This window comes from Peribacillus sp. FSL K6-5616, assembly GCF_038008245.1.
In the GTDB taxonomy this organism is placed as follows: Bacteria; Bacillota; Bacilli; order Bacillales; family DSM-1321; genus Peribacillus; species Peribacillus frigoritolerans.
Window position 1 is genome coordinate 1207712 of the sequence record NZ_JBBOYT010000001.1, and the last position, 13664, is coordinate 1221375.

The 13664-nt window shown below is 41.7% G+C and carries 11 protein-coding genes; all 11 read left to right on the forward strand.

Translation table 11 applies throughout. The features are described from left to right. Positions 1–7 precede the first annotated feature (7 nt). The 11 genes from MHB45_RS05855 to codY all read left to right on the forward strand — a co-directional run bounded on the left by MHB45_RS05855 (position 8) and on the right by codY (position 13610). Complete coding sequence (locus tag MHB45_RS05855) at positions 8–1927, forward strand: hypothetical protein (RefSeq protein WP_340907490.1); 1920 nt, start codon at positions 8–10, stop codon at positions 1925–1927. After that, positions 1924–2196 carry an EscU/YscU/HrcU family type III secretion system export apparatus switch protein gene (locus tag MHB45_RS05860; RefSeq protein ID WP_048684899.1) on the forward strand — a complete coding sequence of 91 codons (273 nt, stop codon included), beginning with the start codon at positions 1924–1926 and terminating at the stop codon, positions 2194–2196. The genes MHB45_RS05855 and MHB45_RS05860 overlap by 4 nt, the downstream gene beginning before the upstream one ends. Before the next feature lie 478 nt (positions 2197–2674). Then, complete coding sequence (gene sucC / locus MHB45_RS05865) at positions 2675–3835, forward strand: ADP-forming succinate--CoA ligase subunit beta (protein WP_048684894.1); 1161 nt, start codon at positions 2675–2677, stop codon at positions 3833–3835. Between the two features lie 18 nt (positions 3836–3853). Next, on the forward strand, positions 3854–4756 hold the full coding sequence (gene sucD, locus MHB45_RS05870; RefSeq protein ID WP_048684890.1) for a succinate--CoA ligase subunit alpha: 903 nt from the start codon (positions 3854–3856) through the stop codon (positions 4754–4756). A 118-nt stretch (positions 4757–4874) separates the two neighbouring features. Next, positions 4875–5741: a DNA-processing protein DprA gene (gene dprA, locus MHB45_RS05875; RefSeq protein ID WP_048684887.1), complete on the forward strand. Its 867-nt coding sequence runs from the start codon at positions 4875–4877 to the stop codon at positions 5739–5741. A 265-nt stretch (positions 5742–6006) separates the two neighbouring features. Then, the gene (gene topA / locus MHB45_RS05880; protein WP_048684883.1) at positions 6007–8082 is read left to right on the forward strand and encodes a type I DNA topoisomerase; all 2076 of its coding nucleotides are present in this window, start codon (positions 6007–6009) and stop codon (positions 8080–8082) included. A gap of 401 nt (positions 8083–8483) precedes the next feature. Further along, a complete protein-coding gene (gene trmFO, locus MHB45_RS05885; RefSeq protein ID WP_048684880.1) occupies positions 8484–9791 on the forward strand; it encodes an FADH(2)-oxidizing methylenetetrahydrofolate--tRNA-(uracil(54)-C(5))-methyltransferase TrmFO in 1308 nt (435 codons plus the stop codon). Positions 9792–9850: 59 nt separating this feature from the next. Continuing rightward, a complete protein-coding gene (xerC, locus tag MHB45_RS05890; protein ID WP_048684877.1) occupies positions 9851–10753 on the forward strand; it encodes a tyrosine recombinase XerC in 903 nt (300 codons plus the stop codon). A gap of 20 nt (positions 10754–10773) precedes the next feature. Next, on the forward strand, positions 10774–11301 hold the full coding sequence (gene hslV / locus MHB45_RS05895; protein ID WP_048684874.1) for an HslVU peptidase proteolytic subunit: 528 nt from the start codon (positions 10774–10776) through the stop codon (positions 11299–11301). Positions 11302–11313: 12 nt separating this feature from the next. Next, positions 11314–12723 (forward strand): HslU--HslV peptidase ATPase subunit, encoded by a 1410-nt coding sequence (gene hslU / locus MHB45_RS05900; protein WP_048684871.1) that lies wholly within the window; start codon positions 11314–11316, stop codon positions 12721–12723. Positions 12724–12830: 107 nt separating this feature from the next. Beyond that, entirely contained in the window at positions 12831–13610 is a 780-nt protein-coding gene (codY, locus tag MHB45_RS05905) for a GTP-sensing pleiotropic transcriptional regulator CodY (protein WP_034313657.1), read from the forward strand. Positions 13611–13664: the final 54 nt, after the last annotated feature.

A 13664-nucleotide genomic window follows, 5' to 3' on the forward strand; every position in this document is an offset into this window, starting at 1 on the left:
ATGAGTGGTGCAATCCATAAAAAGCAGTCAACCCGTAGCTTCACCCATTGAAATAAAAGGAACTGCGAGTTTGAAAAACGGGCAAATCCTTTTCGGGAAGGTGAATAAGTTTTTTCTTAACCAAACGGCCGAGGTACAGGTTGGCCATCAAAAAATGGTTGCCACTCTTGATATCCCGCTTCGTACAGGAGTGAAGTATTGGTTTCAAGTGCAGCAACAAATTGAGGGGTGTGTCGTGTTAAAAGCTTTAGATTCCCCCAATTTAAACGTTTCTGGCTTAAAGGGAACAGTTGCACAATTGATCGCTCACCTCGGCATAAAACCTGAACCGGCCGCAACCAAGCTTGCCGAATACCTGCTGACAAACCGCCTTCCGATAACCAAGGAAACTTTTCAATCCGCTTTGCGATGGTTAAAAGCTGCTGATGCTGCAGAAGTTGGTCTGCCTGTAATAAAAACAATGTTCATTCAGCAACTGCCTTTTGTAAAAGGTGTATTTGATGCATTATTTACGCAGTCCAAAGGTGAACCTTTCCACAAACTCCTCAGTGGCTTCAGGCAGCAGCTGCAGGATGGTGGGGCAGTAACGAGGACTGCCTCCAAGCTAATGGAGGTATTGGACTCTTTACATGTTGCCAAACAGAACCAGCTTCAACAAATCGGTTTACAAAAACTTGTGACCGCTTGGCTGAATTCCGATTCAACGCCAGAAATGAAATCCGGGGCATTTTCCCTGCTTCAAAAGACGGGTTTCGTTCCAAAGGGAATGACGGAATCCGTCTTTCTGGAAAGTTTAATGGATGGAGCTGAGGTTAGGTCCGGTATTCCTAAAAATTCAGCGATTGATAAATTACACCAAGGATTGCAGCTGCTTTCCGCAGCTAAAGGCGGAGCATTTGCACAAGTTGAAGAAATCGAAATGGCTATTAACCGCATATTGAATAGTCATGATCATGAGAAGGCAAAACTGCCGATTGATATCCACTCGATGCAGAGAAAAAACATTTCTGCAGAAAAACTTACCCCTCTTGCCTTTCATTTACTCCAGAATGCTTTTGCCGAAGCGATAGCTACAAAGGCAGTAGACGGAAAAATAGAAGCGAATGACCTTATAGGCTACTTGAATAAGGACACAGAGCAAGTAGCTGAGTCGAAGGGTAAAGCTGCTGAATTACTGTTTCGGTCGCTTAATAAGCCTCCTGAGGCCCAATCCACTAGGATTAATGAGAAGCTGGTCCTTTCACATGTATTGGCAGCTGATTTTCAAACAATCGATTTCACCCATGGACCTTCTGTCGCACACCAACTGAAAGAAATGACCAAGATCCTTGGACTCCAGCTGGAACATGCACTCATTAATCTTCCAGGAGATGATTTGGCGGATTTTCCCAATGATTTAGAGACACTTAAACCACTGCTGCTTAAATTGCTGAATGAGCAAATTCCGGCAGCTATCAAGGAAAGGGCAAAACAAATCCTGAATCGGATTACTGCGCAACAGATCCTTTCACAGGAAAACGGGCCGATTCAGAATTTACTCCTTACAATTCCACTCAATCTGGGATCTACTAAAACGGATCTGACGTTACAATGGAGCGGAAGGAAGACAAAAGAAGGCAAAATAGACCCGGATTACTGCCGAGTCCTATTTTATTTAGAGTTGGAGCACCTTGAAGAGACGGTCATCGACATGCAGGTTCAAAACCGAATCATAAAAGTGACGGTCATCAATGGGCATGGTGAAACCCTTGAAGAGGCAGCCGGTCAATACCTTGACATCCTGAGAGAGAATCTTGGGAAAATGGATTACAGATTATCAGGAGTTTCGTTTGTAAATCCCGTATATGAAAAAGAGCGGGACCTTAGGGGGCAACCGATTCCTTTTACAGAAGCAGGTTCATATAGTGGAGTGGATATTCGAATATGATAAATGATAAACGAAAAGAAGCCATTGCTTTAAAGTATGATCAAAAGACATCCAAAGCGCCCGTCATATTGGCCAAAGGGAAAGGGAAAACGGCTGAAACTATTATGGAAAAGGCCATGAAACTCGATATACCGGTCCAAAGGGACGAATCGCTTGCTGCACTTTTAGGTCAATTGGATATAAATCAAACGATTCCTGAAGAATTGTATGGAGCTGTTGCAGAGGTATTTGCATTCATTTATAAAGTTGACAAGGACATGAATCGGTAGGAGACTAACCATCTGGTTTCACCAATGGGTTTCTGTTGGTTTATGTAGAATTTTAGGGGAATTACCGACGATTTTTCATTATATTAAAAAAATACTAAACTATTTGTTAAAGGACAAGGCGCCATGGCTTTGTCCTTTTGCTTTTCCTTTGAATCAAGACCAGGATAACCGTAGTTCTTCATGAGAATATCTTTGGATCAATAAATTGAAAAGGCTTTCATGGAAGTGTTTTTGATAGAAATATGACTCTTTTTGTACTAGAATTGCAGATCCGAAACAAATGATATTAATAAGAAAAAAACACAACGGCGCAGAAGGTTTTTTCTATTTTTTTAAAGGGTAAGGAAGTATATTATAATAATATTTTAAAAATTATGTGAAAGAATATTATGCACGAGGGAGAATTTTGTTGTAATATGATAGAGAAAACACGCATTAAATTTCAAGGTTGTTTTTTAGTAGATAAGGAGGATGGGAAATGAATATCCATGAGTATCAGGGGAAAGAGATATTGCGACAATACGGGGTATCCGTTCCAAATGGCCGGGTTGCCTTTACTGTTGATGAAGCAGTTGAAGCAGCGAAGGAGTTAGGTACGGAAGTTGTTGTCGTCAAAGCTCAAATTCATGCGGGCGGCCGCGGTAAAGCCGGCGGAGTCAAGGTAGCAAAGAATCTTGATGAAGCACGTACATATGCAGAAGAGATTCTTGGCAAGACACTGGTGACCCATCAAACGGGACCTGAAGGTAAGGAAGTTAAGCGTTTACTTATTGAAGAAGGCTGCGACATTACGAAAGAGTATTATATCGGGCTTGTCCTTGACCGTGCTACGGACAGTGTCGTATTGATGGCTTCTGAAGAAGGCGGTACGGAAATTGAGGAAGTGGCCGAAAAGACACCAGAGAAAATATTCAAAGAAGTAATCGATCCGGTTGTAGGCCTGACTGGTTTCCAAGCACGGAGGATTGCATTCAATATCAATATTCCGGCTCCACTTATAAATAAAGCTTCCAAACTGATGATTAACCTATATACAGCTTTCGTTGAAAAGGATTGCTCAATCGCAGAAATCAACCCATTAGTGGTAACGGGTGACGGCGATGTAATGGCGCTTGATGCTAAATTGAACTTCGATGATAATGCGATTTACCGCCATAAGGACATCGCGGAGTACCGTGATTTGGATGAAGAGGATGCGAAAGAGATTGAAGCATCAAAACATGGCCTAAGTTACATATCGCTTGACGGAAATATCGGATGCATGGTTAATGGTGCCGGGCTTGCTATGGCGACGATGGACATCATTAAACATTATATGGGAGATCCGGCTAACTTCCTTGACGTTGGTGGCGGCGCCACTGAGGAAAAAGTAAAAGAGGCTTTCAAAATCATCCTTTCCGATCAAAATGTTAAAGGCATCTTCGTTAATATCTTCGGAGGAATCATGAAATGTGACATCATCGCTACAGGCGTCGTGGCTGCTGCCAAAGAGCTTGGACTGGATGTCCCTCTTGTTGTTCGTCTTGAAGGAACGAATGTGGACCTTGGCAAAAAGATTCTAAAAGAGTCAGGTTTAAATATTACGGCTGCTGAATCAATGGCAGATGGAGCACAAAAAATAGTATCACTTGTAGGATAATAGGCAGGGGGGAACATAATGAGCGTTTATATTAATAAAGATACGAAAGTGATCGTTCAGGGAATCACTGGTGCAACAGCATTATTTCATACAAAACAAATGTTGGAATACGGCACGAAAATCGTAGGGGGAGTCACTCCGGGTAAAGGTGGAACAGAAGTGGAAGGGGTACCTGTATTCAATACAGTTTCCGAAGCTGTCACTGAAACCGGTGCGAGTGCATCTGTTATCTATGTACCGGCACCATTTGCTGCCGATGCAATTCTTGAAGCCGTAGACGCAGAACTTGATCTTGCCATTTGTATCACGGAACATATTCCTGTACTGGATATGGTCAAGGTGAAGCGCTACATGGAAGGCAAAAAAACTCGCTTGATCGGACCGAACTGCCCAGGTGTCATTACTCCTGAAGAGTGTAAGATTGGTATCATGCCAGGGTATATCCACAAAAAAGGCCATGTAGGCGTAGTTTCTCGTTCTGGAACTTTGACTTATGAGGCTGTTCACCAATTATCGCAAGCAGGCATCGGGCAATCTTCGGCTGTCGGTATCGGTGGAGATCCCGTTAACGGAACGGATTTCATTGATGTTTTAAAAGCGTTCAATGAAGATCCGGAAACACATGCGGTGATCATGATCGGGGAAATCGGCGGAACGGCGGAAGAAGAAGCGGCAATCTGGGTGAAGGAAAATATGACTAAGCCAGTTGTTGGTTTCATTGGTGGCCGTACGGCTCCTGCCGGTAAACGCATGGGACATGCTGGTGCCATTATCTCAGGAGGAAAAGGGACGGCTGACGAGAAAATCCGCGTCATGAACGAATGTGGAATTAAAGTTGCCGAAACTCCATCCGTAATGGGAGAAACATTGATTTCCGTTTTAAAAGAAAAAGATATTTACGAACCTTGTAAAACACATTGATTTAAGCTGGGCCGACCTTTTTTTGGGTCGGTCTTTATTTCCTCGAATTTCCTCGGGAGAGACCAAGTACATCACTATCAACCTACCTTTAAAAATATCCGATTAGGGGCGTTTCCGATTGAATAAAAAAGAAAAGTTAATCCATCTCCATCATTGCCGCGGAGCAGGATGGAAAACAATCCAAGCAATCATGTCCAAAGACCCATCATTATCTTCCCTGTTCACGACGAATTACGTTGAATGGGCAAAAATGCTCCCTATCCCTTCAAATAAGCTTAACCTCTTTCTCAAAGATTTACATTCACTCCATTCCATCGAAAAACTTAAAAAATACGAAGATAGCCAAATCCATTGTTTAACGATCTTCGATGATGAATATCCTTTTTTGCTAAAGCAAATATTCGATCCTCCGTGGGTTCTTTATTTTAAAGGTGATAAGAAGCTTTTAACAAGAAAGAATACCCTAGGTGTTGTTGGGACACGCAAGCCAACCTCGTATGGGCTGGAGGCCTTAAAAACGATTCTATTACCGCTTGTAAAGAAAAAGTTCGTGATCATAAGCGGAATGGCGGCTGGAATCGATGCAGAGTCACATAAGATCGCATTAAGGGAAGGCGGAGATACGATCGGGGTTTTAGGCGGAGGGCTTAAGCAAATATATCCGAAATCCAATTTTACCCTTGCTGAAGAAATCATGAATAAAGGCCTGCTTATATCTGAGACTCCACCGGAAGTGAAGGCGGAACCATGGATGTTTCCACTTAGGAATCGAATCATCAGCGGATTATCACAGGGCGTATTCGTGGTAGAGGCAAAAGAAAGAAGCGGTTCTCTTATTACGGCACAAGCTGCTTTGGAACACGGCAGGGAAGTATTTGCGCTTCCTGGTAATGTTACGAGCCCTGAATCACTGGGTACCAATCAATTGATTTATGATGGTGCCAAACTTGTTTTTAGCTCCAGGCAGATCGAGGAAGAGTTTTGAACAATATAATATAGAAGATAGACGGAGAATCAAACGGGAAAATTGAAAAAATAGGTGCTTTTTTTGAAGGGTGGGTTGAATTATTAGACAAAAAGGTTGAAAATATTGTAAAACTGTTATAAGTTTTGCAAATGGCACCTCTTGTCAAAAAACTAGAAATAAATGAATCAGCATGCTTTGAAAAGTAAAGAGGTGTTGACAAATGATTTTTGAATGATTAATAATAGTGAAGATTTATATTACCTCTTTGAGGAGGATTTATTGGATGTCAGAATACTTAGTGATTGTGGAATCGCCCGCAAAGGCGAAAACAATAGAACGTTACTTGGGAAAAAAATATAAAGTAAAGGCTTCCATGGGGCATGTACGTGATTTGCCTAAAAGTCAAATGGGTGTCGATGTTGAACATGAATATGAACCTAAATATATAACTATCCGCGGCAAAGGCCCGGTTTTAAAAGAATTGAAAACTGCTGCAAAAAAAGCGAAAAAAATCTATCTCGCGGCTGACCCCGACAGGGAAGGGGAAGCAATTGCCTGGCATTTGGCTCACAGTCTTGATGTTGACGTTAACTCAGATTGCCGCGTGGTATTCAACGAGATCACGAAAGAGGCTATCAAGGAATCATTTAAATCGCCAAGGCCAATAAATATGAAATTGGTTGATGCTCAGCAGGCAAGAAGGGTCTTGGACCGTTTGGTCGGATACAATATAAGCCCGTTATTGTGGAAAAAAGTGAAAAAGGGCTTAAGCGCGGGACGGGTCCAATCGGTTGCTGTACGGATGATCATTGACCGGGAGAAGGAGATCAAAGATTTTATCCCGGAAGAGTATTGGACAATCAAGGCTGATTTTGTAAAAGGAAAAGAACAGTTTGAAGGTTCTTTCTTCAGCCTTGGCGGCGAGAAGAAGGAATTAAATACCGAAGAGGACGTCAAAAAAGTGCTCGCTTCTTTAAATGGCGGCGAATTTACGATAGGAGCTGTGGCTAAAAAGGAAAGAAGGCGTAATCCAGCAGCACCTTTTACAACTTCTTCCCTGCAACAGGAAGCGGCACGTAAATTGAATTTCCGTGCGAAGAAAACCATGATGCTTGCTCAGCAGCTTTATGAAGGAATCGAGCTTGGCAAGGAAGGTACAGTCGGGTTAATCACTTATATGAGAACCGATTCGACCCGGATTTCAGATAGTGCCAAAGAGGAAGTCCATACGTTCATTCAAAATAGTTATGGTAAAGAATATGTTCAGGTCGAGCAGCGCAAGGAGAAAAAACAAACTAATGCCCAGGACGCGCATGAAGCCGTCAGGCCAACAAGCACATTACGTGAACCGGGCGTAGTCAAGGAGTTCTTATCCAGAGATCAATTCCGTCTTTATAAATTGATTTGGGAACGATTCGTTTCCAGTCAAATGTCTTCGGCGGTCATGGATACGATGAGCATCGACCTGCATAACGGGGATGTCATCTTCAGGGCTAATGGTTCAAAAATTAAATTTCCGGGTTTCATGAAGGTATATGTTGAAGGGTCCGATGACTCGGTGGAAGAAAAGGAAAATGCACTTCCTGATGTGAAAAAAGGAGATCAATTCTTTTCAAAAGATATCGAGCCGAAGCAGCATTTCACACAGCCTCCGCCCCGATATACTGAAGCCCGTCTGGTCAAGACCCTAGAGGAACTGGGAATAGGCCGTCCGTCTACATATGCGCCTACCTTGGATACGATCCAAAAACGGGGCTATGTTACCTTGGATAATAAACGGTTCATCCCGACAGAGCTTGGTGAGATCGTTCTCGAATTGATACGCGAATTCTTCCCGGATATTCTCGATGCAGAGTTCACTGCCAAGATGGAACAGGAATTTGACAGCGTTGAGGAAGGCAATATTGAATGGATTAAGGTCATCGATGAATTTTATAAAGAATTTGCAATTCATTTGGCTAAAGCCGAAGTCGAGATGGAGAAAATTGAAATCAAAGATGAACCTGCAGGTGAAGATTGCGTGGAGTGCGGACATGGGATGGTCTTTAAGATGGGACGTTATGGAAAGTTCATGGCATGCAGTAATTTCCCGGATTGCCGTAACACCAAACCAATCGTCAAAGAAATCGGTGTCAAATGCCCAAAATGTAAAGAAGGAAATATCATTGAAAGGAAAAGTAAAAAACGCCGCATATTTTACGGGTGTGATACTTACCCTGGATGTGACTTCATATCTTGGGATAAACCGCTGCCGCGGAGTTGTCCAAAATGTGAAGGTACACTTGTTGAGAAAAAACTCAAAAAAGGTGTCCAGGTCCAGTGCATGGATTGTGATTTTAAAGAAATGCCCCAAGCATAGAATAGGCCTTGAAATCGTTTACTTTCCTTGTGAACTATTGAAAAACCCTAAATATAAATGGACTCGGCATCTGCCGGGTTTCTTTATGTTCAGGGAAGTATGATATCATGGTGATAGGTGGATTTACTTCCAAGAAGAAAATGGATAAAGCTTGAAACTTTTTTATTTAGGCCTTGTGATGTAAAATTCAGTGGACAAGTACATTCTTTTAAAGATATAATTCCTATTTGCGTCCGTTACCCTTTTAGTAAATAAGGATGGCATATTTTTAAAATAATCGTTAGCAGGAATGAGTATTTCGGGTATAAATACATAGATATCGTTAAAAATGAAACTTCTGGAAAGCAGTTTTAATGATAAATGATCCTGTCTTATCATATCTATACATGGAGGTTCGAAAAATGAAAGAAACAAAAGTAAGTGTAATCGGTGCTGGGCTTGCTGGAAGTGAGGCGGCGTGGCAGTTAGCTAAAAGAGGAATTAAAGTCGATCTATATGAAATGCGCCCTGTAAAACAAACGCCAGCCCATCATACCGATAAATTCGCTGAACTTGTTTGTTCCAATTCACTTCGGGCAAATACGTTAACAAATGCAGTTGGTGTATTAAAAGAAGAAATGCGTATACTGGATTCGGTCATCATGTCAGCAGCGGATGCTTGTGCTGTACCGGCTGGCGGTGCATTAGCCGTTGATCGTCATGAATTTGCCGGTCTTGTTACGGAAAGGGTCAAAAATCATCCAAATGTGACGGTCATTAATGAAGAAGTGACGGAAATTCCGGAAGGTCCTACCGTCATTGCAACCGGTCCGCTTACAAGTCAGTCACTATCTGATAGCTTAAAGCAAATCATGGATGAAGAATACTTGTACTTTTATGATGCTGCCGCACCAATTCTTGAAAAAGACAGCATCAATATGGATAAAGTATATTTGAAATCCCGTTATGATAAAGGGGAAGCAGCTTATTTGAACTGTCCGATGACGGAAGAAGAGTTTGACCGTTTTTATGATGCATTGATTGCTGCTGAAACAGTCCCGCTTAAAGAATTCGAAAAAGAAATCTTTTTTGAAGGCTGCATGCCGATTGAAGTGATGGCATCACGTGGGAAGAAAACGATGTTATTTGGTCCATTGAAGCCTGTTGGCCTAGAAGATCCCAAAACGGGAAAACGCCCTTTTGCTGTAGTTCAATTGCGTCAGGATGATGCGGCAGGAACACTTTACAATATTGTTGGTTTTCAGACACATTTGAAATGGGGGCCGCAAAAAGAAGTATTGCAGCTCATACCCGGATTGGAAAATGCGGAAATTGTACGTTATGGGGTCATGCATCGAAACACTTTCATAAACTCACCTAATGTTTTGAAGCCAACATACCAATTCAAGAATCGGGATGATTTATTCTTTGCTGGTCAGATGACTGGCGTTGAAGGGTATGTTGAATCGGCTGCGTCGGGACTTGTCGCAGGTATCAATGCTGCAAGGATCGTCGAAGGTTTGGAGCCTATCATTTTCCCTGCGGAGACGACGATGGGCAGTATGGCAAGGTACATAACGTCGACGAATGGTAAGAGCTTCCAACCGATGAATGCCAACTTTGGATTGCTTCCTGACCTTGAAGTGAGAATCAAATCCAAAAAAGAGCGGAATGAAACGCATGCTAAACGCGCTTTGGACACAATTCAGAACTTTGTGAAAAATTTGTAAAATATTTGCCTGCTGTTTTAAAGTATGATACTATTTATTAGCCTTTGCGAGGTGTTTCCATGATTAATCAAAAAAAGGCATTATCATCCTTCATCGAATATTTACAAATTGAAAAGAACAGTTCACATTACACCATTGAAAATTACAAACGTGATATTCACGAATTTTTCCTGTTCCTTAATGAACAGGGGATTGAGGACATCACGTCCGTTGAATATCTTGATGTCCGGTTATATTTAACGAATTTATATGAGAAAAAACTTTCTAAGCGCACTGTTGCAAGAAAAACTTCTTGCTTGCGGAGCCTTTATAAATTTTTACTGCGTGAAGGTGATGTGAAGGATAACCCTTTTTCCCTTGCTTCTTTACCTAAAAAGGATCAAAGACTGCCACGTTTTCTCTATGAGAAGGAAATGGATCAGTTGTTTTCTTCTTTAAAGAAAGATTCACCGATAGGAATAAGGAACAATGCCTTACTGGAATTATTGTATGCTACAGGCATTCGCGTAAGTGAATGTTGTGATATTAAACTGCAGGATATCGATCTTTCCTTAGGGACGGTACTGATCCATGGAAAAGGAAAAAAAGATCGCTACGTTCCGGTTGGTAGATATGCACAGGAAGCGATAGATTTATACATACGTACAGCCAGGATGGAATTGACTTCGTCTGACGCCAAGGCGCATGTTTATTTATTTGTTAATTTTCGTGGAGACCCTCTGACACCTAGGGGAGTTCGCTATATATTGAATGAATTGATTAAAAAGTCAGCCGCAGATGGAAGTCTTCATCCCCATATGCTAAGGCATTCGTTTGCTACACACCTATTGAATAATGGGGCGGACATTCGCACGGTTCAGGAATTGCTTGGTCATTCAAAAATTTCATCAACGCAAGTGTATACGCATGTTACAAAAGACCAATTGAAAAAAGTCTACAATGCATCACATCCGCGGCCTTAAATGTTGAAAGGGGACACTTTATGACAACGATATTTGCAGTGCATCATAAAGGTGAATGTGCCATGTCCGGTGATGGGCAGGTTACTTTAGGAAATTCAGTAGTGATGAAGCATACAGCGAGGAAAGTAAGAAAAATCTTTAATGGTAATGTCCTTGCAGGTTTTGCTGGTTCCGTTGCAGATGCTTTCACTTTATTTGAGATGTTCGAAGCTAAACTTGAAGAGTATAATGGCAACCTTCAGCGCGCTGCCGTTGAAATGGCAAAGCAATGGAGAAGTGACAATGTATTGAGAAAGCTTGAAGCCATGCTAGTCGTGATGGATAAGAACCATTTACTGCTCGTTTCTGGCACCGGGGAAGTAATTGAACCGGATGACGGGATTCTCGCCATAGGATCGGGAGGGAATTATGCATTGGCTGCCGGCAGGGCATTAATGCGGTTTTCCAGCGACCACTTATCGGCAAAGGAAATCGCTCAATCATCTTTACAAATTGCAGCGGAAATTTGTGTATTTACAAATACGAATATAATCGTGGAAGAGTTGTAAGGAGGAGCGCAAATGTCAAAAAAAGCTAATTTAACACCGAGGCAAATCGTTGAAAAACTGGATCAGTATATCGTTGGGCAGCGTGAGGCAAAACGGGCAGTGGCAGTGGCTCTTCGGAATCGCTACCGACGTTCCCTTCTCTCGGATCAACTTCGTGACGAAGTCGTTCCGAAGAATATATTAATGATTGGACCGACAGGTGTTGGGAAAACAGAAATAGCTCGGAGAATGGCTAAATTGGTAGGTGCTCCTTTTGTAAAAGTTGAAGCAACGAAATTTACGGAAGTCGGGTATGTCGGCCGGGATGTAGAGTCCATGGTCCGTGATTTGGTGGAGACTTCCGTCCGCCTCGTGAAGGAAGAAAAGATGGCCAGTGTAAAGGAACGGGCAGAAGAAAATGCAAATCGCCGTTTAATAGAGCTATTAGTGCCATCGACTAAAAAACAGAGTAATTTCAAGAATCCTCTTGAAGTCTTTTTTGGAGGCAATAACAATCAAGACGAACAGGATCCGGAAGAAAATTCCGAAGATTTAAGTTTGCAGGAAAAAAGAAAAATCGTCGCTGAAAAGCTGGCTAATGGTGAGCTGGAAAGTGAAATGATAACGGTCGAAGTGGAAGAACAGGCTGCTTCTATGTTTGATATGCTCCAAGGTTCGGGAATGGAACAAATGGGGATGAACATGCAGGACGCTTTAGGAAGCTTGATGCCGAAGAAAAGCAAGAAGCGCAAATTGAAAGTAAGTGAAGCGAGAACCGTTTTAACAAATGAAGAAGCGGCAAAATTGATTGATATGGATGAAGTAACTTCAGATGCAGTATACGGGGCTGAGCAAAATGGGATTATCTTCATAGATGAAATAGACAAAATTGCCAGTAAGCAATCTGGAAGTTCATCAGCGGATGTATCCAGAGAGGGTGTCCAAAGGGATATCCTGCCAATTGTTGAAGGTTCAACAGTAGTGACTAAATATGGTTCAGTTAAAACGGATCATGTCCTATTCATTGCTGCAGGGGCCTTTCATATGGCTAAGCCATCCGACCTAATCCCGGAATTACAAGGTAGATTCCCAATTCGTGTAGAATTGAACAAACTGACTGTAGACGACTTTGTGCGGATTCTGCATGAACCCGATAATGCCTTGTTAAAACAATATGTTGCTTTATTGGAAACTGAGGGTATAGAAATTGAATTTTCTGACGATGCTGTTCGTAAGATAGCAGAAGTGGCCTTCGAAGTAAATCAAAACACAGACAATATTGGTGCAAGAAGACTTCATACCATTTTGGAACGGTTGCTTGAAGACTTATCTTTTGAAGCTCCGGAAATAACGATGGAGAAGATTACAATTACGCCCCAATATGTCGAAGGTAAGCTTGGTTCTATCGCCCGGAACAAAGATTTAAGCCAGTTTATCCTTTAATTAGAAACAATTTTGGCAATGATTTGCCTAAGCAATGAACATAAAATTACGGAAATACAACTTCATAGTTATTGTGAACCATGGTATTTTTAGGAGGAACAAATCAAATGAACTTATTAGCAAAAACAAGAAAAATCAATGCAATGCTCCAAAAAGCAGCAGGTAAAGCAGTTAACTTCAAGGAAATGGCTGAGAGTTTAAGTGAAGTTATCGAAGCAAATGTATTCGTCGTCAGCCGCCGCGGGAAATTACTTGGCATCGCAGTAAGTCAGCAAATTGAAAACGAACGCATGTACAAAATGTTGGAAGATAAACAATTCCCTGAAGAGTACACAAAAAACCTGTTCAATATTCCTGAAACCTCTTCGAATCTTGATATCGAAAGCGAATATACTGCTTTCCCAGTCGAAAACAAGGAACTTTTCTCAACTGGATTAACAACGATCGTACCGATTATGGGTGGGGGAGAACGTTTAGGAACATTGGTTCTTGCCCGTTTACAAGAAAAATTTCACGATGATGATTTAATTTTGGCTGAATATGGTGCGACTGTAGTCGGTATGGAAATCCTTCGTGAAAAATCAGAAGAGATAGAAGAGGAAGCTCGTAGTAAAGCTGTCGTTCAAATGGCGATTTCCTCGTTATCTTACAGTGAATTGGAAGCAATAGAGCACATCTTTGAGGAACTTAAAGGTAATGAAGGTCTGCTTGTAGCATCAAAAATTGCGGACCGTGTCGGCATCACCCGTTCCGTTATCGTAAATGCCCTAAGGAAACTGGAAAGTGCTGGGGTCATTGAATCACGTTCTCTTGGAATGAAAGGTACTTATATCAAGGTATTGAACGATAAATTCCTTCTTGAATTAGAGAAGCTTAAAAATAATTAACATATAGAAAGGCAGTCCTTGAAAAAAAGGGCTGCCTTTTTTTGATATTTGGAT

Bases quoted from the DNA above. Each gene is read 5' to 3' on its own strand.
- MHB45_RS05860 (WP_048684899.1), top strand. From the start codon at position 1,924: ATGATAAATGATAAACGAAAAGAAGCCATTGCTTTAAAGTATGATCAA.
- sucC (WP_048684894.1), top strand. From the start codon at position 2,675: ATGAATATCCATGAGTATCAGGGGAAAGAGATATTGCGACAATACGGG.
- sucD (WP_048684890.1), top strand. From the start codon at position 3,854: ATGAGCGTTTATATTAATAAAGATACGAAAGTGATCGTTCAGGGAATC.
- topA (WP_048684883.1), top strand. From the start codon at position 6,007: ATGTCAGAATACTTAGTGATTGTGGAATCGCCCGCAAAGGCGAAAACA.
- trmFO (WP_048684880.1), top strand. From the start codon at position 8,484: ATGAAAGAAACAAAAGTAAGTGTAATCGGTGCTGGGCTTGCTGGAAGT.
- xerC (WP_048684877.1), top strand. From the start codon at position 9,851: ATGATTAATCAAAAAAAGGCATTATCATCCTTCATCGAATATTTACAA.
- hslV (WP_048684874.1), top strand. From the start codon at position 10,774: ATGACAACGATATTTGCAGTGCATCATAAAGGTGAATGTGCCATGTCC.
- hslU (WP_048684871.1), top strand. From the start codon at position 11,314: ATGTCAAAAAAAGCTAATTTAACACCGAGGCAAATCGTTGAAAAACTG.
- codY (WP_034313657.1), top strand. From the start codon at position 12,831: ATGAACTTATTAGCAAAAACAAGAAAAATCAATGCAATGCTCCAAAAA.